The sequence below is a fragment of the Streptomyces sp. NPDC045955 genome, from assembly GCF_056430805.1.
The window spans coordinates 108,207-134,360 of sequence record NZ_JBWKKY010000019.1 but is presented as its reverse complement, the minus strand read 5'-3'; the positions used below and the strand labels follow the sequence as shown (position 1 = coordinate 134,360).

Annotated in this window: 22 protein-coding genes and 1 pseudogene; 15 read left to right on the top strand and 8 right to left on the bottom strand. The window is 71.2% G+C overall.

From position 1 onward, the window contains the following. Nucleotides 1–167: 167 nt before the first annotated feature. On the bottom strand, nt 168–1,175 hold the full coding sequence (locus tag AC07F0_RS31535; protein ID WP_478983404.1) for a hydroxyacid dehydrogenase: 1,008 nt from the start codon (nt 1,173–1,175) through the stop codon (nt 168–170). A 196-nt stretch (nt 1,176–1,371) separates the two neighbouring features. Between AC07F0_RS31535 and AC07F0_RS31530 the strand changes: the two genes are divergently transcribed. Beyond that, on the top strand, nt 1,372–2,628 hold the full coding sequence (locus AC07F0_RS31530) for a D-arabinono-1,4-lactone oxidase (RefSeq protein ID WP_478983403.1): 1,257 nt from the start codon (nt 1,372–1,374) through the stop codon (nt 2,626–2,628). 33 nt (nt 2,629–2,661) lie between these two features. On the opposite strand, the gene AC07F0_RS31525 is transcribed toward AC07F0_RS31530, so the two are convergent. After that, the gene (locus tag AC07F0_RS31525) at nt 2,662–3,009 is read right to left on the bottom strand and encodes a helix-turn-helix transcriptional regulator (protein WP_478983402.1); all 348 of its coding nucleotides are present in this window, start codon (nt 3,007–3,009) and stop codon (nt 2,662–2,664) included. Nucleotides 3,010–3,144: 135 nt separating this feature from the next. Between AC07F0_RS31525 and AC07F0_RS31520 the strand changes: the two genes are divergently transcribed. The 9 genes from AC07F0_RS31520 to AC07F0_RS31480 all read left to right on the top strand — a co-directional run bounded on the left by AC07F0_RS31520 (nt 3,145) and on the right by AC07F0_RS31480 (nt 14,289). Further along, nucleotides 3,145–3,849 carry an ANTAR domain-containing protein gene (locus tag AC07F0_RS31520; protein WP_478983401.1) on the top strand — a complete coding sequence of 235 codons (705 nt, stop codon included), beginning with the start codon at nt 3,145–3,147 and terminating at the stop codon, nt 3,847–3,849. A 169-nt stretch (nt 3,850–4,018) separates the two neighbouring features. Further along, nucleotides 4,019–5,296: an ROK family transcriptional regulator gene (locus AC07F0_RS31515; protein ID WP_478983400.1), complete on the top strand. Its 1,278-nt coding sequence runs from the start codon at nt 4,019–4,021 to the stop codon at nt 5,294–5,296. Between the two features lie 220 nt (nt 5,297–5,516). Next, nucleotides 5,517–6,782 carry an ABC transporter substrate-binding protein gene (locus AC07F0_RS31510; RefSeq protein WP_478983399.1) on the top strand — a complete coding sequence of 422 codons (1,266 nt, stop codon included), beginning with the start codon at nt 5,517–5,519 and terminating at the stop codon, nt 6,780–6,782. A 20-nt stretch (nt 6,783–6,802) separates the two neighbouring features. Then, nucleotides 6,803–7,768 carry a carbohydrate ABC transporter permease gene (locus AC07F0_RS31505; protein ID WP_399412838.1) on the top strand — a complete coding sequence of 322 codons (966 nt, stop codon included), beginning with the start codon at nt 6,803–6,805 and terminating at the stop codon, nt 7,766–7,768. After that, on the top strand, nt 7,765–8,661 hold the full coding sequence (locus tag AC07F0_RS31500) for a carbohydrate ABC transporter permease (protein WP_478983398.1): 897 nt from the start codon (nt 7,765–7,767) through the stop codon (nt 8,659–8,661). The genes AC07F0_RS31505 and AC07F0_RS31500 overlap by 4 nt, the downstream gene beginning before the upstream one ends. Nucleotides 8,662–8,673: 12 nt before the next feature. Then, a complete protein-coding gene (locus AC07F0_RS31495; RefSeq protein ID WP_478983397.1) occupies nt 8,674–11,541 on the top strand; it encodes a glycoside hydrolase family 2 TIM barrel-domain containing protein in 2,868 nt (955 codons plus the stop codon). Between the two features lie 139 nt (nt 11,542–11,680). Continuing rightward, entirely contained in the window at nt 11,681–12,676 is a 996-nt protein-coding gene (locus AC07F0_RS31490; RefSeq protein WP_478983416.1) for an ABC transporter ATP-binding protein, read from the top strand. A gap of 1 nt (nt 12,677) precedes the next feature. After that, a complete protein-coding gene (locus tag AC07F0_RS31485; protein ID WP_478983396.1) occupies nt 12,678–13,481 on the top strand; it encodes an ABC-2 family transporter protein in 804 nt (267 codons plus the stop codon). 1 nt (nt 13,482) lies between these two features. Further along, nucleotides 13,483–14,289: an ABC transporter permease gene (locus tag AC07F0_RS31480; protein WP_478983395.1), complete on the top strand. Its 807-nt coding sequence runs from the start codon at nt 13,483–13,485 to the stop codon at nt 14,287–14,289. Here the strand turns inward: AC07F0_RS31480 and AC07F0_RS31475 are convergent. Continuing rightward, a pseudogene (locus tag AC07F0_RS31475) lies at nt 14,290–14,703 on the bottom strand (MFS transporter); the annotation flags it as partial. A 119-nt stretch (nt 14,704–14,822) separates the two neighbouring features. Here AC07F0_RS31475 and AC07F0_RS31470 point away from each other — a divergent pair. Continuing rightward, complete coding sequence (locus AC07F0_RS31470) at nt 14,823–15,122, top strand: hypothetical protein (protein ID WP_478983394.1); 300 nt, start codon at nt 14,823–14,825, stop codon at nt 15,120–15,122. A gap of 12 nt (nt 15,123–15,134) precedes the next feature. Here the strand turns inward: AC07F0_RS31470 and AC07F0_RS31465 are convergent, their stop codons facing one another. Next, on the bottom strand, nt 15,135–15,521 hold the full coding sequence (locus AC07F0_RS31465; RefSeq protein WP_436727624.1) for a hypothetical protein: 387 nt from the start codon (nt 15,519–15,521) through the stop codon (nt 15,135–15,137). Between the two features lie 102 nt (nt 15,522–15,623). Here AC07F0_RS31465 and sigJ point away from each other — a divergent pair, with 102 nt between their 5' ends. The 4 genes from sigJ to AC07F0_RS31445 all read left to right on the top strand — a co-directional run bounded on the left by sigJ (nt 15,624) and on the right by AC07F0_RS31445 (nt 19,555). Continuing rightward, nucleotides 15,624–16,538 (top strand): RNA polymerase sigma factor SigJ, encoded by a 915-nt coding sequence (gene sigJ / locus AC07F0_RS31460; RefSeq protein ID WP_478983393.1) that lies wholly within the window; start codon nt 15,624–15,626, stop codon nt 16,536–16,538. A gap of 123 nt (nt 16,539–16,661) precedes the next feature. Next, nucleotides 16,662–17,981 (top strand): jacalin-like lectin, encoded by a 1,320-nt coding sequence (locus AC07F0_RS31455; protein ID WP_478983392.1) that lies wholly within the window; start codon nt 16,662–16,664, stop codon nt 17,979–17,981. 22 nt (nt 17,982–18,003) lie between these two features. Then, nucleotides 18,004–18,594, top strand: a complete 591-nt coding sequence (locus tag AC07F0_RS31450; protein ID WP_478983391.1) for a TetR/AcrR family transcriptional regulator — start codon at nt 18,004–18,006, stop codon at nt 18,592–18,594. Then, nucleotides 18,587–19,555: a phosphotransferase enzyme family protein gene (locus AC07F0_RS31445; protein ID WP_478983390.1), complete on the top strand. Its 969-nt coding sequence runs from the start codon at nt 18,587–18,589 to the stop codon at nt 19,553–19,555. Before AC07F0_RS31450 ends, AC07F0_RS31445 begins: the two co-directional genes overlap by 8 nt. Before the next feature lie 9 nt (nt 19,556–19,564). On the opposite strand, the gene AC07F0_RS31440 is transcribed toward AC07F0_RS31445, so the two are convergent. From AC07F0_RS31440 to AC07F0_RS31425, 4 genes are all read right to left on the bottom strand, one after another. Further along, nucleotides 19,565–20,362, bottom strand: a complete 798-nt coding sequence (locus AC07F0_RS31440) for an isocitrate lyase/PEP mutase family protein (protein WP_478983389.1) — start codon at nt 20,360–20,362, stop codon at nt 19,565–19,567. Nucleotides 20,363–20,548: 186 nt separating this feature from the next. Continuing rightward, a complete protein-coding gene (gene rph / locus AC07F0_RS31435; protein WP_478983388.1) occupies nt 20,549–23,149 on the bottom strand; it encodes a rifamycin-inactivating phosphotransferase in 2,601 nt (866 codons plus the stop codon). Between the two features lie 163 nt (nt 23,150–23,312). Then, on the bottom strand, nt 23,313–25,004 hold the full coding sequence (locus AC07F0_RS31430) for a DUF2264 domain-containing protein (RefSeq protein WP_478983387.1): 1,692 nt from the start codon (nt 25,002–25,004) through the stop codon (nt 23,313–23,315). 87 nt (nt 25,005–25,091) lie between these two features. Continuing rightward, the gene (locus tag AC07F0_RS31425) at nt 25,092–26,132 is read right to left on the bottom strand and encodes a rhamnogalacturonan acetylesterase (RefSeq protein WP_478983386.1); all 1,041 of its coding nucleotides are present in this window, start codon (nt 26,130–26,132) and stop codon (nt 25,092–25,094) included. Nucleotides 26,133–26,154: the final 22 nt, after the last annotated feature.

Below are 26,154 nucleotides of genomic sequence, written 5' to 3'. Positions count from 1 at the left end.
ACTGCTGTGCTTCGGCGCCCTGGCCCTGGCCGCGGGAGTGACGGGCGTTCTGCTGCTGCGGCTCGGGCACCCGTTCATCGGGGCGGTCCAACTGGTGCTGTGCCTCTTCTTCGCAGGCGCGCGCTCGGGGCATGGTCCTGACCCGGGAAGGAGGCAGGGCGGGCAGCCTAGGCCGCGCGCTCCAGTGCCGCCGGGTCGACCGCGTACGCCAGTTTCCCGCCGGTCAGCAGCCGTTCCGCCTCCTCGGCGACCGTCAGGCCGAGGCGGGCCAGCTCGTTGCCCTGGGAACCCGCGAGGTGCGGGGTGACGAAGGCTCCGGGCAGGTCGTAGAGGGGTGAGTCGGCGGGCAGCGGCTCGGGGTCGGTGACGTCGAGGATCGCAGTCAGGCGCCCGGCGCGCAGTTCCGCCACGAGGGCGTCGTGGTCGACCAGGGCGCCGCGCGCGGTGTTGATGAGCACTGCCCCGTCGGGCATCAGGGCCAACTCGCGGCGGCCGATCAGGTGGTGGGTCTCGGGCGTCTCGGGGGCGTGCACGGTGACGATGTCGGACGTGCGCAACAGGTCGTCGAGCGGCAGCAGGGGGACGCCGAGCGCGGCGGCCTCCCGCCCGTCGACGTACGGGTCGGTGAGGACGGGCCGCAGATCGAAGGGGCGGAGCAGTTCGAGGACGCGGCGGCCGATGCGGGAGGCGCCGATGACACCGACGCGGCGGCCGTAGTTGCCGACGCCGGGGACGACACCCCAGCCGGAGGAGGTGCGGGTGGTGCGCATCCGGTCGCGGGCGGCGAGCACGTCCTTCCCGGCGAGCAGGATCATGGCGAGGGTGTACTCGGCGACCGGCACCGCGTTGGCGGCGGCGGCCGAGGAGACGGCGATGCCCCGCCGCCAGATCCCGGGGGTGGCGAAGGACTTGACCGAGCCGGCCGAGTGCAGCACGGCGCGCAGCCGGGGAGCCGCGTCGAGGACCGCCTCGTCGATCCGCGGGCAGCCCCAGCCGGTCACCAGGATCTCGGTCCGGGCCAGCGCGTCACGCACGCGGGGGTCGGCGAAGTCCCGCACCACGAGCGCCGGGTCGATGTCCACGGACTCGCGCAGCCGGGCCAGCACCTCGGGCGGGAAGACCTGCGGCACGTTCTCGGCGGTCATGGCGAACAGTGCCTGGGGGCGCTGGCTCAAGGAGGTGACCTTCCGGCTCGGAGAGGGGCTGGGGGCGAAGGGCCGGGGACGGCTCGCCCGGAACACCGGTAGAAAACGCTCTCTACCGCCTCTCCACGGTAGACCGAGCCGGGCGGCAGCGGCAACGGAGGGCGGGCCGGGGTAGGTTCCGGCAAGGGGCTTTCCGGTCCCCGCCGTTTCGGGGAAGGACGACGCGATGAACGGGACCGTGACCAACTGGGCGGGGAACATCACCTACGCGGCCAAGGAACTGCACCGGCCGGGCTCGCTCACCGCGCTGCGCGCCCTGGTCGCGGACAGCGACCGGGTGCGGGTGCTGGGCAGCGGACACTCGTTCAACGAGATCGCCGAGCCGGGCGCCGAGGGCGTCCTGCTGTCGCTGGCCGACCTGCCGCAGGAGGTGGACGTCGACACGGCGGCCCGCACGGTCCGGGTCGGCGGCGGCGTGCGCTACGCGGAGCTGGCCCGCCGGGTGCACGGGCAGGGGCTCGCACTGCACAACATGGCGTCCCTGCCGCACATCTCGGTGGCCGGGTCGGTCGCGACCGGCACCCATGGCTCGGGCGTGCTCAACGGCCCGCTCTCGGCGGCCGTGCGCGAGGTGGAGCTGGTCACGGCGGACGGCGGGGCGGTGACCATAGGCCGGGACGAGGAGCGGTTCGGCGGGGCCGTCACCTCGCTCGGCGCGCTCGGCGTCGTCACCGCGCTCACCCTCGACCTGGAGCCCACCTTCGAGGTCGAGCAGCACGTGTTCAGCGAACTGCCCTTCGCGGGGCTGGACTCGGGGACGTTCGAGACGGTGATGGCGACGGCGTACAGCGTCAGCCTGTTCACCGACTGGCGCGCGCCGGGCTTCCGGCAGGTGTGGCTCAAGCGGCGCTCCGACCAGCCGCTGCCCGCCTTCCCCTGGGCCTGCCCCGCCACCGGGAAGATGCACCCCGTGCCGGGCATGCCCGCGGTCAACTGCACCGAGCAGTTCGGTGTGCCGGGGCCGTGGCACGAGCGGCTGCCGCACTTCCGCGCGGAGTTCGTCCCGAGCAGCGGGGCGGAGTTGCAGTCGGAGTACCTGCTGCCGCGCGGGCACGCCGTCGAGATGCTGCACGCGCTCGACGCGATCCGGGAGACCATCGCCCCCGTCCTGCAGACCTGCGAGGTGCGCACGGTCGCCGGCGACGACCAGTGGCTGAGCCCCTCCTTCGGCCGGGACACCGTCGCGGCGCACTTCACCTGGGTCGAGGACACACCGGCGGTGCTGCCGGTGGTGCGGCGGGTGGAGGAGGCACTGGAGCCGTTCGGGGCGCGGCCGCACTGGGGGAAGGTGTTCACCGTGCCCGCGTCCGCTCTGCCGGGGCTGTATCCGCGGCTCGGTGATTTCCGGGCGCTGGCGCGGGAGCTGGACCCGGAGGGGACATTCGCCAACGCCTTCGTGCGGGATGTGCTGCGGGAGGCATAGCGGGCCGGAGGGACGACGCGCGGCGGTCCGCGGTCAGGTCGTGGCGTGCGGCCGGCCGCGGTCGCCGGGGGTGGCCCGGTCGGCCTCGTCCTGGACGAGCAGGGAGAGCAGCGACGCCACGGTCAGGCCGGCCTCGGCGGGGTGACGCAGCACCTTGGCGGGGTCGATCCGGTAGGTGTTGGTGCGGCCCTCCCGGGTGTGGGAGAGATAACCGTCCTGCTCCAGATCGGCGATGATCTTCTGGACGGCACGTTCGGTGAGCCGGCAGTGAGCCGCGATGTCCCGGATGCGGGCGTTGTGGTTGTCGGCGATGGCCGCCAGCACCCGGGCATGGTTGGTGAGAAACGTCCATCCGGTGTGTGGCTCGGGCACTCCATCCATACCCCAACTCTACCGACCAGGCGTACACGTATTCAAAAACACGTACTGCGTTTCATGTATTTGTTGACGTGTGTGGGGTAGAGGGGCAACGTTGGGAAGCGGAGAAACGGCGAAGAGACAAGGGAGAACGGGGCCATGCCGGACCCTGCGCACCCGGTGACGGCGATCCCGCCCTGCATGGCGACCATGGACGTCACGCCGGACGGCGACCGGATGACCGTCACCGTGTGGGGCGAGCTCGACCTGGGCAGCCGGCGGCTGCTGCCGGACCTGCATGACATCCTCACGTTGTCGGGCAGCGGCATCGACCTGCGTCTGGACGCGATCGGTTTCTGCGACTGCTCCGGGCTCAACATGCTTCTCGACCTGCGGCTGCGTGCCCTCGACGAGGGCAAGACGGTCACCGTCCGCTCCAGCGGCCGCGCGGTCGAGCGCCTGCTCGACCTGACCGGCACGCGCGAGCTGTTCGCGGCGCCGGGCCCGCACCAGGACGGCGCACGCCCCGCCACCGAGGGCGAGCCCGGCCAGGGGGCGGTTGACGACCGGGAACTCCGCGCCGAAGTCACCCAACTGCGACGGGCCATGCAGACCCGGCCGACCATAGACCTGGCCCGCGGCATCCTGATGGCCTCCTTCGGCCTGAGCCCCGAGAGGGCCTGGAGCGTGCTGGTCAGGACCTCCCAGAACACCAACACCAAGCTGCACCATCTGGCCCGGGACCTGGTGGCCGCCGTGCACGGCGGCACGCTGCCCGAGCCGGTGCAGCAGCAACTCGCGGCGGCGGTCGCGAGTACGGCGCCCCGGAGCGGGGCGGCGGAGGACGGGGCCGGCGTCTCCTGAGGCATCATGAGCAGGCCGCCACCGGGCGCCGACCGGCCACCACAGGCTCTCACCAGGCGCGCACTTTATAAAGCCCCTTTCCTAACCCCTTGTCGAAAGTCCCGGCAGCCCATAGCCTTGCGCCGCGCCGGTGCCGACGTCGACCCGGCCCGAGCCGGCCTGGGAAGGGATGGGCACCCCGGTGAAGCGCACGTCACGAGACATCCGCACCGCGAACCGCTATGAGGTGCTGCGCCAGATCATCGCCGAGTCACCGACCTCCCGGCAGGAACTGGCGGCCGCCACCGGCCTCAGCCTGGCCACGGTCGCCACGCTCGTCGGCGAGTTGCTCGACCTCCGCATGATCACGGAGGTCGGCTTCGAGGACTCGGCCGGTGGCCGTCCCCGGGGCCTGGTGGCGGTCAACTCCTCGGGAGGCGCGCTGATCGGCGTCGACATCGCCGAGACCTACGTCCATGTCGAGCTGTTCGACCTGGGGCTGAACGTCCTCGCCCGCGCCGAGGAGGACGTCCGCGCCGGCGAGAGCCTGCCGGAGCAGGTGGTGGGCCATGTGGCCGCCGCGGTCGGCTCGGTGGTCACCCAGGCCGGCATCGAGGGCGCCCGGGTGCTCGGGGTCGGGGTGAGCGTGCCGGGGCAGGTGGACCGCGCCACCGGCACCTCGGAGTACGCGCCCAACTGGGACTGGCACGACGTACCCCTGCTCGACCTGCTCACCGAGCACATCGCCTATCCCCTGTACCTGGACAACCCGCTGCGGGCCAGCGCGGTGGCCGAGCTGTGGTTCGGGGCCGCGCGCGGACGGGGGAACGCCGTCGTGGTCAACCTCGGGACGGGGGTCGGCGCCGGGCTCGTCCTGGGCGGCGGGTTGCACCGCGGCGTGAGCAACAGCGCCGGGGAGTGGGGCCACACCACGATGGTGCTGGACGGACGCCTGTGCCGCTGCGGCAACCACGGCTGCGTGGAGACGTACGTCGGTGCGCGCGGCATCATGCTGAACCTGCGTGAGATCGGCCCGGACAGCGCGCTGCTGCATCCGGACGACCAGACGGCGACCATCGACGCGCTGGCCCGCGGAGTCGCGGCGGACGACCCGGTGGCGCGCCGGGCCGTTCACGAGACCGCGCGCTATCTGGGCGCCGGCGTCGCCGACCTGGTGAACCTGTTCAACCCCGAGATCGTCGTGCTGAGCAGCTGGGTCGCCCGCACCCTGGGCGATCCGCTGCTGCACGAGGTGCGCGAGGCCGTGGCCCGGCACGCGCTGCCGCGGCCGCTGGCCGCCACCGAGATCGTCCTCTCCCCGATCCCCACCGACCCGGTGTGCCTGGGCGCGGCGACGTTCGCCCTCGAAGGGGCGCTCCAGGCCGTCGGGCAGCGGAACGGCACACGCACCACCCCGGCAAAGAGCACCACCCGCGCGCGGAGCCGCACCACCGCTCCACCCTCGTAACGGCGGAATCAACTCCTCCGCCACTCCCGCTTGTTCGAAATCGCGAACCGGACACAACGCTTCGAACAGACTTCGTCCAACCCCTTGCCGAAGCCTTAGCCGAAGCTCTAGCGTCCCGCACCGCACCTCTCTTTGAGCCATCTGGCGCGAGCCCCCGGGCCGTGAGCCATCAGGCAGTGAGCCGCAGAGCCGCAGCCGCACTCGAGACAAGGACGTCAGCATGTCGGCATCGAGCAACATGAACTGGGACCGCCGCAACGTACTGCGGGCCGCGATGGGCCTGGCCGCCGCCGGCGGACTCGCCGCGTGCGGCAGCAACACCGGACGGGGCGGTGGATCCGGTTCGGGCACCAACCTGGTGCAGATGTTCCACGCCTACGGCGAGGCAGGCACGGAGCAGGCCATCAAGCGGTACGCGAAGGCGTACAAGGGCGCCAACGTGACCACGCAGTGGATCACCAGCTCGGACTTCGAGAGCAAGCTCTTCTCGGCCCTGCTCACCAAGAACGCCCCGGACCTCTTCGAGTTCCACCCGCAGATCCAGATGGTCAAGAGCGGCCAGGTGGCGGATCTGACCGACATCATCGAGCCGGTCAAGGACGACTTCAACCCGGCCGACATCAAGTCGCACACGGTCGACGGCAAGATATACGGCGTCCGGATGATCGACGACCCGCAGTTCTTCTTCTACCGCAAGTCGATGCTGGAGAAGGCCAAGGTCGAGGTGCCGACCACGCTCGACGAGCTGATGGAGGCCGCCGCCAAGCTCACCACCGGCAAGGTCAAGGGCCTGTACATGGGCAACGACCTGCACTCGGTCATCAACCCGATGATCTGGTCGGCGGGCGCCGACACGCTCAACGAGAAGAACGAGATCGCCTACCACACCCCCGGTGTCATCGAGGGCATCAAGAAGATGCGCAAGCTGTTCACCAGCGGCGACCTCCTCCTCGGCGCTCCGACCGAGTCCTGGGACCCGTCCTCGTTCAACCAGGGCCTGTGCGCCATCCAGTTCTGCGGCATGTGGGCGATGCCGGCCATCCAGGACGCGCTCGGCGACGACTGGGGGGTCTTCCCCTTCCCGAAGACCGTCGACTCCGGCAAGCAGTCGGTCTACAACGGCGGCTGGTCGATGTTCGTCAACGCCAAGAGCAAGAACGCCGACGCGGCCAAGGAGTTCGTGAAGTGGCTGTGGATCGACCAGAAGGAGTACCAGGAGGACTGGGCCACCTCCTACGGCTTCCACATCCCGCCCCGCACCTCGCTCGCCAAGACGGCCGACAAGCTCAAGTCGGGCAATGCCGCTGAAGGCGTCAGGCTCTTCAACGAGTTCGGCCACTTCGACAACATCGGCTGGACCCAGGCCATGATCACCGCCCTCGAGGACGTCTTCGCGAACTCCGTCCGCAAGGACATGGATCCGGAGAAGGCTCTCGACAGGGCCGACGCAGCCGTCAACCGCGAGCTCAAGAAGCTGTTCGGATAGGTCGCGGGACGGAACACGACATGTCGACGACCACCAAGCTCGACCTCGCGAGCCCCGCCTCGGCCCAGGCCCCTTCGGCCAAGCCGCGGCGGGGTCTGCGGGGCAGCCCCACCGTCAATTTCTGGCTCTTCACCGGGCCGTTCCTGATCGGCCTGGCGATCTTCGTCTACGCGCCGATCCTCTGGAGCCTGTGGCTCAGCTTCTTCGAGGCCCGCTTCACCGTCACGCCCGACAAGTTCGTCGGCTTCGACAACTACGTGTACATGCTGACGAACGACGACTTCGTCGGCTCGCTCGGCACCTTCACCGTCTTCGCCGCGTTCATCGTGCCCACCACCTGGGCTCTGTCCCTGGGGCTCGCCCTGCTGGTGAACCGGATGCGCTTCATGCGGGCGTTCTTCCGTTCGGTCTTCTTCCTGCCGACCGCGGTCAGCTACGTCGCCGCGGCGCTGATCTGGAAGATGTCCATCTTCAGCGGGGTCCGCTTCGGCCTGATGAACACGGTGCTCGGCTGGTTCGGCATCGAGAACATCGCCTGGCTGATCGACCCCAACCCGCCCTGGTACTGGCTGGTCATCGTGACCGCCCGACTGTGGCTGCAGTCCGGTTTCTACATGATCCTGTTCATCGCGGCACTGCAGAACATCCCGGACGAGCTGTACGAGGCCGCCGCCATCGACGGCGCCAAGCCGGGCTGGCAGACCTTCCGGTACATCACCCTGCCCCAGCTGCGCGCGACGTCCACAGCCGTGATCCTGCTGCTGCTCATCGCCGCCTACCAGGCCTTCGACGAGTTCTTCAACCTGCTGTCGAAGACCACGTGGGGCCGCCCGCCCCTCGTCGAGCTGTACTACAAGGCCCTGGGCGAGAGCCAGGACTACGGCGCCGGCAGCGCGGGCGCCCTCATCCTGACCGTGCTGATCTGTGCCGTGACCCTGCTCCAGGGCAAGATCATGGGCTTCGGAAGGGGTGACGAGTCCAAGTGACCACCACCATGCCCAAGGTGCGCAAGCCCGCGCCGACGTCGGACACGACCAGCCGGGTCAAGCGCGGCGGCGGGGTGATGAACTCCACGGGCCTCTACATCGCCACGGGCGTCGCCGCCTTCCTGTTCCTGATCCCGTTCTACATCCTCGTCCGCAACGCCCTCTCCACCGACGCCGAGATCACCGGAGAGAACTGGAAGTTCTTCCCCACGGACATCCAGTGGGGCAACATCACCGAGCTCTTCAGCGACGGGACGGTCCCCTTCGCCCAGTCCCTGTGGAACTCCGCGGTCGTGGCCACCCTGCACACCGTCGGCGTCCTGCTGGTGTGTTCCCTCGCGGGCTACGGTCTGGCACGCATCCCGTACAAGCACGCCAACAAGGTGTTCTACGCCGTACTCGGCACCCTGATGGTTCCGACCGCGGTCACCTTCGTGCCGAGCTTCGTGCTGGTCTCCTCGCTCGGCTGGGTGGACACCTACCGGGGTCTCATCATTCCGGGCCTGTTCAGTGGTTTCACCTGCTTCCTCTTCCGGCAGTACTTCCTGGGGTTCCCCAAGGAGCTGGAGGAGGCGGCGCGCATGGACGGACTGGGCTACTGGGGTGCGTACTGGCGCGTCGTCGTGCCCAACTCGCTGAACTTCTTCGCGGCGATGGCGACCATCACCTTCATCAACGGCTGGAACGCCTTCCTGTGGCCCCTGGTCATCGGCCAGGATCCGAGTTCGTGGACCGTCCAGGTCGCGCTCTCCAGCTACATGACCAACCAGACCGTCGTCTTCCACATGATCTTCATGGCCACGGCCATTTCCATCCTGCCCCTGGTGTTCGTGTTCCTCTTCCTCCAGCGCTGGCTGGTGCAGGGGATCGCCCAGACCGGCATCAAGGGCTGAGCAAGGAGACCGATGTCTTTCCGCACCACCTCCGTCGACTACGTCGAGGACGTCTCCCCGGGCAGCGGGGCCCTGGCGCCCCGCGCCTGGTACGCGTCCTCGGACGCGCAGTCCCTGTCCCTGAACGGCAGCTGGCGTTTCCGGCTGTCGGCGACGATCGACGCCGAGGACGACTCGTTCGCCGAGGAGGGCTTCGAGGCCGGGGACTGGGCCGAGGTCACGGTCCCCGGGCACTGGGTCCTGCAGGGTGACGGGGCGTTCGGGTCCCCGATCTACACCAACCACCTGTACCCCTTCCCGGTGGACCCGCCGCACGTCCCGACGGAGAACCCGACCGGTGACCACCTGCGCGTCTTCGACCTGCCCTCCGACTGGCCGTCGGACGGCGGTGCGGTGCTGCGGTTCGACGGCGTCGAGTCCTGTGCCCGCCTCTGGCTGAACGGCACGGAGCTCGGCGAGTTCAAGGGCTCCCGGCTGCCGCACGAGTTCGCGGTCGGGCACCTGCTGAAGCCGGGCGGCAACGTGCTGGCCGTGCGCGTGCACCAGTGGTCGGCCGGGTCGTACCTGGAGGACCAGGACCAGTGGTGGCTGCCGGGCATCTTCCGTGACGTGACGCTGCTGCACCGCCCGGCGGGCGGCGTCGGCGACTTCTTCGTGCACGCCTCCTACGACCACACCACCGGCGAGGGCACCCTGCGCGTCGACTCCGACGTCGACGGGCGGGTGACCGTCCCGGCCCTGGGCATCGACGTCGCGACCGGCGAGCCGGTGACGGTCGCCGTCGAGCCGTGGACGGCCGAGACGCCGAAGCTCTACGACGGCGTGCTGGCCACCGAGGGCGAGCGGGTGCCGCTGCGGATCGGCTTCCGCACCGTCGTCCTTCAGGACGGGCTCGTCAAGGTCAACGGCAAGGCCGTCCTCTTCAAGGGCGTCAACCGGCACGAGTGGCACCCCGAGAAGGGCCGCGCGCTGGACCTGGAGACCATGCGCGAGGACGTGCTGCTGATGAAGCGGCACAACCTCAACGCCGTGCGCACCTCGCACTACCCGCCGCACCCGGCCTTCCTCGACCTGTGCGACGAGTACGGCCTGTGGGTCATCGACGAGTGCGACCTGGAGACCCACGGCTTCACCGAGCAGGACTGGCGGGACAACCCGGTCGACGACGACCGCTGGACCCCGGCCCTGCTGGACCGCGCCGCGCGCATGGTCGAGCGGGACAAGAACCACCCGTCGATCGTGTTCTGGTCGCTGGGCAACGAGGCCGGCACCGGCCGCGGTCTCACCGCCATGGCCGAGTGGATCCACGACCGCGACCCCGAGCGGCTGGTGCACTACGAGGGCGACTGGAACTGCCGCGACACGGACGTGTACTCGCGGATGTACGCCTTCCACGACGAGGTCGACAAGATCGGGCAGCGGCTCGACGGCGGTACGCACAAGCGCCGCGAACTGCCGTTCATCCAGTGCGAGTACGGGCACGCCATGGGCAACGGCCCGGGCGGGCTGGCCGACTACCAGGAGCTGTTCGAGAGGCACGAGCGGCTCCAGGGCGGGTTCATCTGGGAGTGGATCGACCACGGCGTCAAGCACCCCGAGCTGGGCTACGCCTACGGCGGTGACTTCGGCGAGGAGCTGCACGACGGCAACTTCGTCTGCGACGGGCTGGTCTTCCCGGACCGGACGCCGTCGCCGGGCCTGATCGAGTACAAGAAGGTGATCGAGCCGGTCCACATCGAGGGCGACGGCGCGAACGGCATCGTGCGGATCACCAACAAGCAGGACTTCGCCGACCTGTCCGCCCTGGCCTTCGAGTGGTCCTGCCAGGTGGACGGCGAGACGGTCGAGTCGGGCTCGCTGTCGGTGCCGGCGCTCGCGCCGGGCGAGAGCGCCGAGGTGAAGCTGCCGGAGCCGCCCGTGGACGGCCGGGGCGGCGAGCGCCAGTGGACCGTGCGGGCACTGCTCGCGGACGACACGCTGTGGGCCGCGAAGGGCCATGTCGTGGCCTGGGGGCAGTTCGCCGCGGGGGCACGGCCCCTGCCGACCTTCCCGGCGACCGACCGGCCCGTGCGCGACGGGGACCGGTTCACGCTCGGCCCGGCCGCGTTCGACGCCCGCACCGGTGCGCTGCTTTCGATCGGCGGGGTCGCGGTGAGCGCCCCGCGGCTGGACGTGTGGCGGGCAACGACCGACAACGACGACGGCGCGGAGTGGCAGAGCGACACCCGCTACGGGACGCTGTGGCGCACGCTCGGCCTGCACCGCATGCGGCACCGCCTGGTCTCGGTCGAGGCGGGCGACGACGCGCTGACGGTCCGCACCCGGGTGGCGCCGGCGGCCCGCGAGGTCGGCCTGGCCACGGTGTACCGCTGGACGTCCGACGGCGAGCGGCTGCGGCTGGACGTGTCCGTGACGCCGGAAGGCGACTGGACGGTGCCGCTGCCCCGGCTCGGCGTCCGGTTCGGTCTGTCGCAGGCCGACGCCGTGGAGTGGTTCGGCGGCGGCCCGGGCGAGGCGTACCCGGACACCCGGGCGGCGTCCATGGTGGGCCGGTGGCAGTCGACGGTGGACGGGCTCCAGACGCCGTACGTCCGCCCGCAGGAGAACGGCGCCCGCGCCGACGTCCGGTGGGTGGAGCTCGGCGGCCTCAGGATCGAGGGCGACCCGGAGTTCTGGTTCACCGCGCGGCGCTGGACCACCGAGCAGCTGGACGCGGCCCGGCACCGCACCGACCTCACGCCCGGCGACACGGTGTGGGTCAACCTCGACCACGGGCAGCACGGCATCGGCTCCCAGTCCTGCGGCCCGGGTCCGCTGCCGCAGTACTTCCTGAAGGCCGAGCCGGCTCAGTTCGCGTTCGTCTTCTCGACCACCAGGTGAGAGAACGATGTAAGAACTCGATTAATCGATTGACCAATTGATCGACATTCCGACAGTGTCGGGACATCATCCGCGGCCGGTCGGCCCTAGCAGCCGACCGGCCGCGACTGTTTTCACCACGAGGAAGCGGGTGGGTCGGTTGAATGTCGCCATCGAGGTCCGCGGGCTGACCCGCACCTTCCACACCACCGTCCGCCGCCCCGGTTTCCTGGGCGCCGTCAGATCCCTGGTCAACCCGGAGCGGGTGGCCAAGCACGCCGTGGCCGACATCAGCTTCGACGTGGCCCGCGGCGAACTCCTCGCCCTGCTCGGCCCGAACGGCGCCGGCAAGTCCACCACCATCAAGATCCTGACCGGCATCCTCACGCCCACGTCCGGCGAGGCCCGGGTCGCGGGCGTGGTGCCGTACCTGGAGCGGGAGCGCAACGCCCGTAACATCGGCGCGGTGTTCGGGCAGCGCACCCAGCTGTGGTGGGACCTGCCGGTGCGCGAGTCGTTCGCGATCCTGCGGGACATCTACGAGGTGCCGAAGGCCGAACACGCCGCCCGGCTGAAGGAGTTCGACGAGATCCTGGACCTGTCGTCCTTCTGGGACACCCGGGTCCGCCATCTCTCCCTCGGTCAGCGGGTGCGCAGCGACCTGGCCGCCGCCCTGCTGCACGACCCGCCGGTGGTGTTCCTGGACGAGCCGACGATCGGCATGGACGTGGTGGTCAAGGAGCAGGTACGGGAGTTCCTGCGCCACCAGGTGGAGCAGCGCGGCCGTACGGTCCTGCTGACCACGCACGACATGACGGAGGTCGAGCGGCTCGCCGAGCGGGTGGTGCTGGTCAACCACGGCCGGCTGGTGCTGGACGGCACCCTCGACGAGATCCGCCGGAAGTTCGGCTCGACCTGGCAGGTGCGGGCCACGCTCGCCGACCAGCACGCCGAGGTCGTACCGCCGCCCGGCATCACGCTGCTGCGGCGGGGCGGCGCGCAGGTCGTCTTCGGCCCCGACGGGGCGGACGCGCCCACCGTCCAGCAGGCGTTGAAGGCCGTGATCGAGCGGTTCGAGGTGACGGACATCGCCCTGGACGAGGCGGACCTCGAGGACGTGATGCGGGCCGCGTACGTGCACGCCGGGGAGGTCTGACATGGCCGCGCTGCACGCCTGGCGCGCCGCCCGTGTCACCCCGCTCGGCGAGCTGAACGCCCCGCCCCGGATGACCGCCGTCGCGCTCCGGCTGGCCGTCCAGGTGGTGCTGGTCTGGTCGCTGTGGCGCGGGCTGTACGCGCAGACCGGCACGACCGCCGGCCTGAGCCGCGACCAGGCGGTGACCTATGCCGTGCTGGCCGTCCTGGCGTCCCGGCTGCGGGAGCTGGACCAGTACGCGGGCCGGGACACGGTCCTCCAGCACATGCACTTCGGCACCATCGTCTACTGGTACCTGCGCCCGCTGCCGCCGCAGCGCTACTACGCCCTGCGGGCCGCCGGCGAGCAGCTGTACGGGCTCGCGTGGGCGCTGACGGGATACGCGGTCTGCCTGGCCGCGGGGGTCGTCGAGCCGCCCCGCTCGGCCGCGGTGGCCGGGGTGTTCGTGCTCAGCATGCTGCTGGGCCAGTGGGTCCTCTACTACGTGATGCTCGTGCTCGACCAGTTGTGCTTCTGGACGGTCCGCAACACCGCCGCGATGCTCATCCTGCTGTTCGCGCAGAACCTGCTGTCCGGGGTGTACGCGCCGCTGTGGTTCTTCCCGGACTGGTTCGTCACGATGAGCGCCTTCCTGCCCTTCCAGGCCACGCTGAGCGTGCCGCTGTCGCTGTACGTGGGACGGATCCCGCTGTCCGACGCGGCCTTCCAGCTGTCCGTGCAGGCCGCGTGGGTCGTGACGCTGGCGTTGTTCACCCGGCTGCTGTGGCGGCGGGCCGCCCGGCGTGTGATCTCGCAGGGAGGCTGAGATGTCGGTGAAGGCTCTGCGGATCGTGTGGCGCGTGACGGCGCTCAACTTCCGCGCGCAGATGGAGTACCGCACCGAGTTCCTGCTGATGATCGCGATCGGGGCGATCTGGCAGGTGTCGGTGATCGTGTTCGCCACGGTGCTGCTGTCCCGGTTCGCCGGGATGGGCGGCTGGGACAGCTCCGACGTGCTGCTGATCCCGGCGACGCGCATGCTGGCGCACGGTCTGTTCGTGCTGTTCCTGGGGCGGATGCACTGGGCCGGCCGGCAGATCCAGGAAGGGCGGGTCGACATCTACCTGACACGCCCGATGCCGGTCCACCGGCAGATCCAGCTGGCGTTCTTCCCCACCAACGCCATCGGGGACCTGACGGTCGCGGCGGGTCTGATGGTGGGGGCGCTGACCCGCAGCGACCTGGACTGGACGGCGGGCCGGATCACGTACCTGGTCGCGGCCGTGCTCGGCGGCATGCTGCTGGAGGCGGCCCTGTTCACGGTCGTGGCCAGCGCGTCCCTGCGTTTCCCGGCCGCCGACCACTGGGGCCGCTGGCTGGAGGAACTCCTCGGCACGTTCGGCAGCTACCCGCTGAACGTCCTGCCCAAGGCGGTGGGCGGCTTCCTGACGTACGGTCTTCCGCTCGCGTTCGTCGCCTACTTCCCGGCCGCGGTCCTGACCGGCCACGGCCACACGACGGGCGTGCCGTTCTGGCTGGCGGCGGCGTCACCGCTGCTCGGGCTGCTGGCGTACCTGGGATCCCGGCTGGTGTGGCGGTGGAGTCTGCGGCACTACAGCGGGGTCAACGGGTGACCGGCCGGCCCCGCGGACCGGCGTGAACGGGGCGGTCACGGCGAGCAGGACGCAGGTGGCTCCGGCGGCCACGGCCACCGGGGTCGTGCCCTGCTCCTCGGCGGCCCAGGTCAGCAAGGCCGCGCCGATGGGTGCCGCCGCGTACTGGAGGGTCCAGAAGGCGGAGGTGACGCGGCCCAGGAGGTGCTCGGGCGTGACCTCCTGGCGCAGCGACATCGAGCAGGTGCCCGCCATGCCGACGCAGGCGAGGAACGCGGCAGTCAGGGCCGCCACGACCGGCACGTCCCGGGCCCAGCCGAGACCGGCGAAGGCCAGCCCGCACACCGCGACCGAGCCGGTCCACGTCGGGCCGAAGCCGAGGCGGCGACGGAACCGGGCCACGAGCAGCGCACCGGTGATGGTGCCGAGCGATCCTCGACCAGAAGCGGACGCTGGGCGAAACCGAGGCCCGGGCGGCCGTCGACGGCCGGCTCGACGCGTACGTCAACCAGACCTACCGCTCTCTGAAGAGCTACCGCGACGGCCGCCCCGCCATGGGCCACCTGGACGCCGCCGAGTCCGTCCCCCACGCGCTGGAGGTGCTCTTCGCCCTGCACCGCCGCGTCCGGCCCTACAACAAGTACCTCCAGTGGGAGCTGGAGCGGCAGCCGCTGGGGGAACCCCGGTGGGACGCGGGCCGGCTCCTGCCGGTCGTCCGCCGCATCCTGGCCGACGGCGACCCGCCCACCCAGCGGGCCCTCTTCGCCGGTATCGAGGAGGCGGCACGGCGGGCCGGCCACGACCCGGTGCTCGACGCCTGGGGCGCGGATCTGGAGCTGCTGCGTCACCCCTGACTCACCGGGGCCTCAGCGCCGGACCAGCGCCAGCACACTCAGACCGAACATCAGGACACCCAGCGGGAGATGGACCGACGGGACGTGCGCGATGCCGAGCACGACCTGGACCGAGGCGAGGACGAGGAAACCCGACGCGTGCCAGATGGGCCGGGCACAGCCGCCGCCCGGCTTCCACGCCAGCACCGCCGCGAGCAGGTACAGCATCGACGCCCCGTACATCACGCGGGCTCCGGCACTGTGCAGCGTCTCTCCGTAGGACGAGGTCAGCAGCAGTCCCGCGGAGACCGCCTGGAGGAAGATGGTCAGGGTCTGCAGGGCGATCGCGACCCGCAGGAAGGAGGAGCCGCGCTGTACGTCCGCCGTAGCCGTCGCCGTCGCCGTCACCTGAGTGGCCATGTCACAGTTCCCCTTGTCCGCCCTCGGGCAGTGGATCGATAAGGTCTCACCAGTTCGACGACGCGGGCCTGCGAAAGGTAAGGCGAGGGGGCGGCCGGAAGCATGGGGACTGCCGGGGGCGGCACGGACGGGATAGCCGGCGAGCGACGCCAACTGATCAATGTCGCCTACCGTTTGCTGGGTTCGGTGACCGAGGCCGAGGACGCGGTGCAGGATGCCTACGCCCGCTGGTACGGGCTGCCGCGCAGCCGGCAGGAGGAGATCCGGTCCCCGGGCGCCTGGCTGACGACGGTGACCGGCCGCATCTGCCTGGACCTGCTGGGCTCGGCCCGGGCCCGCCGGGAACGCTATGTGGGCGCGTGGCTGCCCGAGCCGCTGCCCGACCGGACCGAGTGGGACCGGGCGGGCGGCACCGGCCCGACCGGTCCCGCGGACCCCGCCGACCAGATCGTCCTGGACGAGTCGGTGTCCATGGCCTTCCTCGTCGTCCTGGAGTCGATGACGCCCGCGGAGCGGGTGGCGTTCGTCCTGCATGACGTCTTCCGCTATCCGTTCGCCGAGATCGCCCGCGTCCTCGGCCGGACTCCAGCGGCCTGCAAACAGCTGGCGGCCTCCGCCCGGCGGCGGGTGGGCGCCGCGAGCGCTCCAGTGCCGGCGACCGGCCGGGCCGACGTGGTGAGGCACGTCAAAGAGGCCTGGGAGAGCAAGGACATCGCGGCTCTCGTCGGCGTCCTCGACCCGGCCGCCGTGATGACCGCCGACGGCGGCGGCATGGGCGGCGCCGCCCTGCGCCCGGTCGAGGGCGGCGCGCGCATCGCCCAGTACATGGCCGCCATCGCCGACAAGGCTCCGGGGCTCGAACTCCTGGAGCGGACGGTCAACGGCGTTCCGGGGCTGGTGGCCCAACGGGACGGCGTCGTCATGACCGTGGCCGCGTTCGACGTCTCCGACGGGCGCGTCACCCGGATCTGGGCGGTCCGCAACCCGGAGAAGCTGCGGCCGTGGGCGCGGTCCTAGGGTCTGTCCGCCGTTTCATCTTCAACTGTTTCCCCCGAGTCCCTTGCGCATCACCCGAGTTGGCGTCGAACCTGAACATCGTTCATGTCCCGCTCCGCCTCCCCGACCGGAGACACCCCCACCATGAGACGACTCCTCGGCACCCTCGCCGCTGCCGCTGTGACCCTCACCGGACTGACCGCGACCTCCGCGACGCCCGCCGCCGCCGCGGACTCCGGTTCCTTCAACGTGCTGACGTACAACATCGCGGGCCTCCCCCTGGGGCTAGGCGACAGCGACCCCGAGACCAACACCCCGCTGATCGGGCAGCGGCTCGGGCCGTACGACATCGTGAACGTGCAGGAGGACTTCAACTACCACGCCTCGCTGTACGCCGGCGACAAGCACCCGTACCGCACGGCGACCAGCGGTGGCGCGGCCTTCGGCGACGGGCTCAACACCCTCTCGGACCACCCCTTCGAGGACTTCCAGCGGGTGAAGTGGAAGGACTGCACGGGCACCAACTGCCTGACGCCCAAGGGATTCTCGCTGGCGCGGGTCAGGATCGCGGAGGGCGTCTTCGTCGACCTGTACAACGTCCACACCAACGCCGACTCGACCGACGACGCGCTCGCCGCACGCCGGGCCAACGTCGAGCAGCTCTCGGACTTCATCCAGGCGAACTCGGCGGGCAACGCGGTCATCGTCATGGGCGACACGAACACGCGGTACACCCGCACCGGTGACAACATCCGCACCCTGCTGTCCGAGAACGGCCTGACGGACGCGTGGGTGAAGCTGATCAAGGGCGGTACGCCCCCGGCCCAGGGCAGTGACGCGCTGGTCTGTGACGAAGCGGCGCCGGCGAACGACTGCGAGGTCGTGGACAAGGTCCTGTACCGGGGCAGCAAGCTGCTGACCCTGACCGCGACCCGCTACGCCAACGACTGGAAGGATTTCCTCCGCTCGGACGGCAAGCATCTCTCCGACCACTTCCCGCACGCGGTCGACTTCTCCTACACGCTCGACTCGTCCCTGCGCGCGAGCGACTTCTTCGGCGGCCCGCACGGCACGGCCTTCAACGACGCGGACGACCTGCCGGCGAACCCCGCTCCCCGCACCCTCACCCTGCGCGGCGCCACCCGCCTGGACTCGGTGTCCCTGACCCATGACGGCGGTACGGCCCTCACCCACGGCGGCACGGGCGGCACGGCGGCCTCGCTGACGCTGGCCCCGGGCGAGCACCTGACCTCGGTGAAGCTGACGCAGGGCCAGAAGGACGGCCGCACCAGGATCTTCTCGGCGTCCTTCACGACCGACAAGAACCGCAGCCTGTCCGCCGGCACCGCCACGTCCGACGCGAAGACCTTCACGGCCCCCGCGGGCCGGCAGATCGTGGGCTTCACGGGCCGCGCGGGCGCGGAGATCGACAAGTTGGGTGTGATCTACGCGCCGATCCGCTGAGCCCGTACTACGCTCTTCCCTCATGCCCAGAGCCGGCCTCACCCCCGACCGCCTCGTCGCCGCCGCGGCCGACCTCGCCGACGAGGCCGGCCTGGACCATGTCACCCTCTCCGCCCTGGCCCGCCGCTTCGGCGTGAAGGACGCGAGTCTGTACACGCACGTCCGGAACCTGAAGGACCTGCGCACCCGCCTGGCCCTCCTCGCGGGCGGCGAGATGATCGACCGGATCGCGGCGGCGGTCGAGGGGCGGGAGGCCGGCCGGGACACGCTCGGCGCCTTCGCCGGCGCCTACCGGGCCTACGCCCTGGAACACCCCGGCCGGTACGCGGCGACCCAGCTCCCGATCGACCAGGACCTCCTCACGGACTCCCCCGCGATGCGCCGCACGGCCGACGTCACCTACGGCATGCTCCGCGCCTACGGCCTGGAGGAACCCGACCTCACGGACGCCGTGCGCCTGCTGCGCAGCACCTTCCACGGCTACTGCGCCCTGGAGTCCACCGGCGCCTTCGGCGCGCCCCGTGACGTACAGGCGTCCTGGGACAGGTCGATCGACGCCCTGCACGTACTGCTTCAGAACTGGCCCCGCGAGAAGAGGACGACCGATGCGTGACACAGCCGGCTCCATAGCGGAGATCTACTCGCTCGGCACCGGCCCCTGGTCGATGACGCCCGTCACGCGGGGCGCCCTGGGCCAGATCTGGAAGCTCACCGGGAACGGGTCCTCGTGGGCCGTGAAGGAGCTGCTCTTCGGCTGCGACGAGGAGCAGGTCCGCCGCGAGGCCACGCTCCGGGACTCAGCGGCCGGCCTGGGCATCGCCTCGCCCCGGCTCCACCCGAACCGGCGGGGCGCGCACGTCTCCCGGCTCGGCCCGGGCGGGTCGTGCGTGAAGCTGTACGACTGGGTCGACGGCACCCGCGCGGACGCCTCCGACCCGGACGTCCTGGACTGGTTCGGCCGGACCATGGCGCTGTTGCACCGGGCCGGTGAGGGCGCCGACGAGATGCCGGGAGACTGGTACGAGCGGTGTCCCGACGAGGCCGACTGGGAGGACGTCCTGAAGAAGGTGCGGGACGCCGGCCTGCCGTGGGCGGACGAACTGGACCGGTTCATCACGACGTCCGCTCCCCGGCTGGCGCACTGGGTGACGCCGTCGGACGCCGGCGGCCTCGTGATGTCGCACCTCGATCTCCACCCCCAGAACGTCCTGGTCGGCCGCGCCGGGCCGGTCCTCCTCGACTGGGACAACGCCGGGCCGGTCTCGGCTGCACGGGAGTTCGCGCGTGCCGTGTACGTGTGGTCGGGCCGGGGCGAGGTGGACATCGCGGCCGCCCGGCGCCTGACCCGGGCCTACCGCGATGCCGGGGGCCGGGCCGAGGTCACCGGCCCGGAGTCGTTCTCGATGCTCTTCGCCACGGACCTGAACTACATCCGTGTGCAGGCCGAGTGCGCCGTCGATCCGGCGGTGACCGCGGCGCAGCGAGAGTTCGCGGGCCGGCAGGTCCTCACCTGTCTGCGGAGCCTGCCGGACCTCGCCGCCGTGTCGCGGCTGGTCGCCGCGCTCGGCACCTGACGCGGCGGCCTACCGCGGTGGGACCTGATCGGCCACTTCCCGGTACGACGGTGTCCGCCCCGCCGGCGTCCGGCCGGCCCGGATCTCCGCCACCGCCTCCAGGGCCGCGCCCAGCGCCCGGCGGTACAGCAGCGAGCCGAGGCTGATCCGGCGTACGCCGGCGTCGGCGAGGTGGGAGACGGCGGGACCGGCCGGCGAGTAGAGGATGTTGAGGGGTGCGTGCACGTGGCGCACCAGGGCGGTGATCTGCCGCAGGTCGGCGAGGCCGGGGACGAACACGCCGTCCGCGCCCGCCTGTTGGTAGGCGTCGAGCCGGGCGAACGTTTCCGTGGCGTCGCCGTCGCCGAGCCAGTGAGTGTCGGTGCGGGCGTTGACGAAGAGGCCGGGGACGGCCTCCTTGACCGCGGCGATCTTCGCCGCGTGCCGGTCGGTCGGCCCGAGTCCGTCCTCCAGGTTGATGGCGACGACCCCCACGGCGTACAGCTCGCACGCGAACTGCGCCACCTCGTCCGGGTCGTCGCTGAAGCCTCCCTCGGCGTCGACGGACAACAGCCACGGCTCCTGGCCGAGAGAACGGGCCAGCCGGAGCGTCTCCGCGCGGGTCGCCGCCGCGCCGTCGGGAAGTCCCGCGGCCGCGGCGACGCCCAGGCTCGTCGTCCCGATCGCCCGGAACCCCTGCCCGGCCAGGGCCCGCGCGGACGCGCAGTCCCAGGCGTTGGGCAGCAGGAGGGGCTCCTCGGCGTGGTGAAGGGCGGCGAAGGCGGCGTCGGCCCCCGCGTCCGGTGTCTGCTTCGGATGAGCGGTCATGGGGCCACGCTAGTGCCGCGACAGGCAACGTTCGCCCCGTCGCGACGCCCGGTACGCCCTCTCGCCGCACCGTCCGGAAGCCCAAGTACGTCCAGTACGAGGGCTTCCGGGCGGCACGCCGAGAGCACGCACCGGACGCCGCTCCTTGGCGGGCAAACGTTCCTGTCGCGGCACTAGCCAGGTGGATCAAGACAGGATCTCGACGTACCCGTCGGTCCCGTGCACACGGATCCGCTGCCCGTCCCGGATCAGCCGGGTGGCCTGCTCCACGCCCACCACGGCCGGCAAACCGTACTCCCGGGCGATCACCGCGCCATGGGTCATCAGGCCGCCCACCTCCGTCACCAGACCCGCGACGGAGACGAACAGCGGCGACCAGCTGGGGTCCGTGTAGGTCGTGACCAGGATGTCGCCCGCCTCGAGATCGGCCTCCGCCATGTCGAGGATGACGCGGGCCCTCCCCTCGACAGTCCCGGCGGAGACCGGCAGGCCGACCAGGGCACCGGCCGGCACGTCGTCGCGCCGGTACGCCCCGGTGACGGCCTCGCCATCCGAGGTGAGCACCCGGGGCGGGGTGAGCGCCTGGTACGACCGGAAGGCGTCCTTGCGCTCCCGGATGAGCCGGTCGTCCACCTGGTTCGAGCGCACGACGTCGTGGAGTTCCTGGAACGTGAGGTAGAAGACGTCCTCCTGCTCGGCGAGCACGCCTGCCCGCACGAGGCGCCCGGCCTCCTCCATCAAGGCCTGCTTGTAGACGAAGTAGCGGCTGACGATGCCGTACTTCGGATACTCCCGGTACCCGATGAAGGTGCGGACCCGGTCGATCATCCGCTTGGTCTCGTCGGCTTTCCGCTGCCCGTCCGGCAGGGCCCGCAGGCGTGCCAGCACATCCTGTTCCCGCTGCAGCGCCTTCCGCCGGCCTTCCTCGAAGCGGCGCTCGGCGGCGCCCGGCCCGAAGTGCCTGACGTTGTCGAGGATCACGGGCACGAGCGTGCTGGGTCGTTCGCGCCAGCGCGGCCTCGTGATGTCGATCTCGCCGACGCAGCGCATGCCGTACCGGTCGAGGTAGGTCTCGATGGCGTCACGCGCCTCGGTACCGCCCGGGAGCTTCACCAGCTCGTCCAGGAAGCCGTCGTCCTCGACGCCCTCCAGGAACGCCACGACCTCCGGATGGGGGCGGATCGCGTCCGCGACGTCGAGCAGCGCCAGTCCCATCTCCGAGGTGATGTTGTCGGGCGCGGACAGGGTGAGCGTGTCAGCCGCGTTCTTCTCGCCCAGCCACTCCTGCAGCTTGTCGTTGAGCCACCACGTGGCCTCCATCCCCGCCATGATCACCTGCATGCTCAGCGGATCACCGAGGACGCGCTTGTGCTCCTCGAAGGCCTCCAGCAGGAAGTCGAACAACGCCGGGCCGGTCTTCGTCCGGATGTCGCGCTCCAGGGCGGCGACGGAGGCCTGGCTGCGCTCGATCAGCTCGGTGACGATGGCCGGATCGGTCTCGATCGGGGCGGACGCGCGACCGCCCGAAGGCCGCCCACCGGGGCCCGCGTCCGGGAGCGACGGGACGAAGTCGTCGCGGTCGAGGACGGTCTCCAGCGCGTCCCTGACCAGCGGATCGCCTCTCCCCACCATGTCGAGGAGGCCGGCGCGACTGGCGGGCGAGGCCAGGCGCCGGGTGACGTCGACGAACAGCCTCCCGCCTGCCTCGCGCATCGGCACCATGGCCGTCAGCTGCCACAGGGAAAGCCCCAGGGGCTTCATGGCGTCGGTCATCATCTGCTGATGTCCGACGGAGACGTAGACGTGATTCTCCTGGTCGCCGGTCTCCGGGATGGGGAACAGCGTCGTGATCGGCCGGCTCTGGACGATGTGGAAGTCATCACCGTCCAGGCACCACTCGATGTCCTGCGGGCGGCCGAAGTGCGCCTCGATCCGCCGCCCGAGCCGCACGAGCCGCACGACCTGCTCATCCGTCAGCGCCGGCTGCTCCTGCCGCGGCGCGTCGATCGCCACCTCGTGCGTGCCGCCGCCCGGCAGGGCGTGCACGGCACGCTGTTTGGCGGCGATCGTCCTGGCCGCGACTTCGCCGTCGCGCACCTTGAAGACGTCCGGGTTCACCAGGCCGGAGACCAGGGCCTCGCCGAGGCCGAGGCCGGCGTCCACGGTGGCGACCTTCCGGTTGCCGGTGACGGGGTCGGCCGTGAACAGGATGCCGGCCGCCCGCGGAAAGACCATCCGCTGCACGACCACGGCCATGTGGACCGTACGGTGGTCGATGCCGCCGCGCCGGCGGTAGGTCACGGCCCGCTCGGTGAACAGCGAGGCCCAGCACCGGCTGACGTGCCGCAGGACCGCCGCCGGCCCCACGATGTTCAGGTACGTGTCCTGCTGGCCGGCGAAGGATGCCGTCGGCAGGTCCTCCGCCGTCGCGCTGGACCGGACGGCGTAGGCGGCCTGCTCGCCGTGGCGGGAAAGCGCGCGGGTGATCGCCGCCGCGAGATCGCCCGGGATGGCGATGCCTTCGATGGTGCGGCGGATCCGCGCGCTGAGCGTGCGGACCGCCTCCCGGTCGTCCGGGTTCACGCGCGACAACCGGTCGAGCAGATCGTCGATCGACGGCGCTTCCGCCATGATCCGCCGGAAGGCCTCCGTCGTCACGCAGAAGCCGGCCGGTACGCGGACGCCCTCGATCCGCGAGAGCCTGCCCAGGTGCGCTCCCTTGCCGCCGACGACCGCGACCTGTGTCTCGTCGATCTCTTGAAGATCCCGCACGTAGTGCTCAGCCATCCGACGCGTTCCCCATTTCCGCAGTGTGTGGCACCGGCCGGCGATTCTGCGCCCTGACCCGGGCCTTGCGGCAAGCCCCCCGGTGCGCTATACGTTGAGAGTGGCAAGGAGAGTTCTCTCCTTGCCTTTGCCATGTCGTCGGCGGTTTCGAAGGGTCGGCGCGTCATGTGAGCGGCGCTACTTCCACTCCCGAATCGTCCAGCCGGACCCGCGCCCCGTCCCCGTCGCTCCAGCGGACCTCGACCACCCCTGTCTCGTCCACCCGCACGGAGACCAGCTCCGCCAGCGGGACCGGATCCGGCTCCCCCGTCAGCCGGGCCAGGGCGACGAAGAGCGTGGCGCCCTCGCCGGTGACACCGGAGAGGGTGTCGTCGAGGCCCGCGGCGGGCAGGAGTTCGGCCCGCAAGCCCTCTCCCGCCGGCCAGCCGGTCATCCGCACCGGCGTCCCGGGCTCCGTGCCCGTCACCAGATGCGCCCGCACCTCCGCCGCCCCGTGCGCGAGCACCACGCTCGTCACCCGGGCTCCCCCGCCCGCGGTGTGGCCCGAGGCCGCCCAGCCCTCGCCGACGCCCAGCGGTTCGATGCCGGTGCGGCTCGGGTCGTCGCCGACGAGCACGCTGTTGTCGTAGGAGGGGGAGGGCGCCGTCACGGTCGAGTAGGCCAGGCGCGTGTAGTACGGGTCGTAGCGGACGTCCTCACTGCCGTGGTTGTGCAGGCGGACCACGCCGTCGCGACGGGTGGACTGGAGCAGCCAGTTGGGCGGGCCGACAGGGGTGACGGCGTCCGCGCGTTCGGCCGGGGCCGGTTCCTCAGCCGCCGTCCACACCTCGTGGCCGGGCGGCAGGAGCAGGCCGAGGAAGCCCTTGCTGGCCCAGTACGGGGAGGCCGGGCCCGAGTAGCCCTGGAGGACCGACTCGTCGGGGCCGTGCCAGCCCAGGGACAGCAGCCCCCGGTCGTCGACCGCGCCCCGGTCGAGGAAGTAGCGCAGTGCTCCCGAGGCCAGGCGCCGGGTCTCGCCCGGGGAGAGCGGCGTACGGCCGGTCAGGGCGCCCAGCCACAGCGGTGCCGTCGTCGCGAAGCGGTAGGTCAGGGAGCGGCCCTGGTGCAGGGGAGCGCCGTCGCCGCCGAACAGGCGGGCGTAGTCGGAGAGATGGCGTTCGAGGCGCGTCCCGTACAGGTCCAGCAGGCGCTCGTCCCGCTCCAGCCAGGCGTGCAGCACCGGGTAGAGGTGCATGGCCCAGCCGTTGTAGTAGTCGAACTTGCGGCCGTCGCCGTCGGTGTACCAGCCGTCGCCCAGGTACCACTGCTCGATGCGCTCCAGGCCGCGGTCGATCGCCGCGCGGGACGCGTCCGGCTCGTGTCCGATCTCGGCCAGGAAGCCGCCCACCGTGACCGGGAACAGCTCCCAGTTGCAGGGCCAGGCCTCGGCGGTGAGCGCGTCGCCGAGCCAGCCGGCCGCCCGCTGCCGTACGCCGTCGTCCAGCCGGTCCCACAGCAGTTCCCGGGTCAGCCGCAGGGCGAGTGCGATCGACGCCGCCTCCACCAGGGGCTGGCTGCGGTCCTCGATGCGGGGCCAGACGCCCGAGACTCCGGCGGCCAGTCCCTCGGCGTAGCTCTCCAGCGCCTTCTCGTCGCGGCGGAAGGCGGCCAGCAGCAGCGTGCGGGCGTAGCCCTCCAGGCCGTCGGAGAGGCGGCCCGACCAGCTGGTGCGGTCGCCGGGCAGGTGGTAGAGCGCGCGGTCCCCGGTCGCGTACGGCTCGACTGCGGTGAGCAGGGCATCGGCCGCCGCCTCCCAGTGGGCGCGGGTGTAGCCGGTGATCGAGGAGGCCGTGCGGTCGGCGGGAGGCAGCTGCATCGCGTCTCTTTCGTGCTGGGACAGGTCGGAACGGGCGAACGGGCTGGACCTGGAGCGCCCCGGTTCCGGTCGGGGCGCCCCAGGGGTTCATCCCACCCGCACCTTGCCCTTCGGCACCAGATGCCGGGTGACGAGTTCGTCGCGGACCAGGCCCGCGTAGGCCGTGGCACCGCGCACGGAGGTGTGCGTGTTGTCCCGCGCCTCGTTGGTGAGGTACAGGGCCTTGGAGCCCTCCACGCCCAGGGACTCGACGAGTGCCTTCGTCCTGGCGGTGAGGTCGATCAGCGGGACGTCTCGCTCGGCGGCGACGGAGCGGGTGACCGCCGGGTGGTCGACGCCCAGGCCGTTGACCAGGAGCGCGGTTCCGTTGTTCAGCGTGCCGTCGGTGTTGAACCAGCGCCGCACGATGGGAGTGACAAGGACCGGCTGTCCACCCCGCTCGCGGACTCCCGCCACCAGAGCCTCCAGGTTGGCCCGGTAGGTGGCCTCGTCCGTGGTCTTGTCGTTGTGGGCGAGCTGGACGAGGACCAGGTCGCCGGGGCGGATGAGGGGCCGTACGGTGGCCCACAGCCGCGGGTTCCCCAGATACGTGACCGTACTCTCCCCGGAGTCGGCGTAGTTGGCGACGGACACGCCCCGGCGGAGGTACTGGGGCAGCTGCTGGCCCCAGCCGGAGTACGGGTCGCCGGGCTGGTCGCAGACGGTGGAGTCGCCGACCAGGAAGATCTGGCGAGTGTGCCGGGCGGGGGTGACCTGGATGCCGGCCAGGGCGGGGGCGGAACCGCCGACGCGCAGGTCGAGGCCGGGGGTTCCGTCGGGGCCGGTGGGCTCGCCCTCGGGGGTGCGGACGTTCACGGTGAAGCTGCGGGTGACGCGCTCGCCCGCCGGTGCGGCCGTCTCCGGCAGCAGGGACCGGCGGGTCTCGCCGCTGATGCTGGTGGCGGACGCGCTCTGGCCACCGAGCACGACCCGCACGTCGTACGTGCCGGGCGGGACGTCGAAGTGGCAGGCGCCGTCGGCGCAGTGCGCGAGGCCCGGCCTTCCGCCGGCCTCGTCCGCGTGGGCGGGTACGGCGGCCAGGGCGGTGCTCGTCACGGCCGCCAGCGCGGCGATGGTGAAACGTCTCACTCGCAACTCCTCCGTCACGGTG

What these genes read in the sequence shown, in the direction of transcription:
- AC07F0_RS31530 (WP_478983403.1), top strand. Translation starts at nt 1,372, where the DNA reads ATGAACGGGACCGTGACCAACTGGGCGGGGAACATCACCTACGCGGCC.
- AC07F0_RS31525 (WP_478983402.1), bottom strand. Translation starts at nt 3,009, where the DNA reads ATGGATGGAGTGCCCGAGCCACACACCGGATGGACGTTTCTCACCAAC.
- AC07F0_RS31520 (WP_478983401.1), top strand. Translation starts at nt 3,145, where the DNA reads ATGCCGGACCCTGCGCACCCGGTGACGGCGATCCCGCCCTGCATGGCG.
- AC07F0_RS31515 (WP_478983400.1), top strand. Translation starts at nt 4,019, where the DNA reads ATGGGCACCCCGGTGAAGCGCACGTCACGAGACATCCGCACCGCGAAC.
- AC07F0_RS31510 (WP_478983399.1), top strand. Translation starts at nt 5,517, where the DNA reads ATGTCGGCATCGAGCAACATGAACTGGGACCGCCGCAACGTACTGCGG.
- AC07F0_RS31505 (WP_399412838.1), top strand. Translation starts at nt 6,803, where the DNA reads ATGTCGACGACCACCAAGCTCGACCTCGCGAGCCCCGCCTCGGCCCAG.
- AC07F0_RS31495 (WP_478983397.1), top strand. Translation starts at nt 8,674, where the DNA reads ATGTCTTTCCGCACCACCTCCGTCGACTACGTCGAGGACGTCTCCCCG.
- AC07F0_RS31485 (WP_478983396.1), top strand. Translation starts at nt 12,678, where the DNA reads ATGGCCGCGCTGCACGCCTGGCGCGCCGCCCGTGTCACCCCGCTCGGC.
- AC07F0_RS31480 (WP_478983395.1), top strand. Translation starts at nt 13,483, where the DNA reads ATGTCGGTGAAGGCTCTGCGGATCGTGTGGCGCGTGACGGCGCTCAAC.
- AC07F0_RS31470 (WP_478983394.1), top strand. Translation starts at nt 14,823, where the DNA reads ATGGGCCACCTGGACGCCGCCGAGTCCGTCCCCCACGCGCTGGAGGTG.
- AC07F0_RS31465 (WP_436727624.1), bottom strand. Translation starts at nt 15,521, where the DNA reads ATGGCCACTCAGGTGACGGCGACGGCGACGGCTACGGCGGACGTACAG.
- sigJ (WP_478983393.1), top strand. Translation starts at nt 15,624, where the DNA reads ATGGGGACTGCCGGGGGCGGCACGGACGGGATAGCCGGCGAGCGACGC.
- AC07F0_RS31455 (WP_478983392.1), top strand. Translation starts at nt 16,662, where the DNA reads ATGAGACGACTCCTCGGCACCCTCGCCGCTGCCGCTGTGACCCTCACC.
- AC07F0_RS31450 (WP_478983391.1), top strand. Translation starts at nt 18,004, where the DNA reads ATGCCCAGAGCCGGCCTCACCCCCGACCGCCTCGTCGCCGCCGCGGCC.
- AC07F0_RS31445 (WP_478983390.1), top strand. Translation starts at nt 18,587, where the DNA reads ATGCGTGACACAGCCGGCTCCATAGCGGAGATCTACTCGCTCGGCACC.
- AC07F0_RS31440 (WP_478983389.1), bottom strand. Translation starts at nt 20,362, where the DNA reads ATGACCGCTCATCCGAAGCAGACACCGGACGCGGGGGCCGACGCCGCC.
- rph (WP_478983388.1), bottom strand. Translation starts at nt 23,149, where the DNA reads ATGGCTGAGCACTACGTGCGGGATCTTCAAGAGATCGACGAGACACAG.
- AC07F0_RS31430 (WP_478983387.1), bottom strand. Translation starts at nt 25,004, where the DNA reads ATGCAGCTGCCTCCCGCCGACCGCACGGCCTCCTCGATCACCGGCTAC.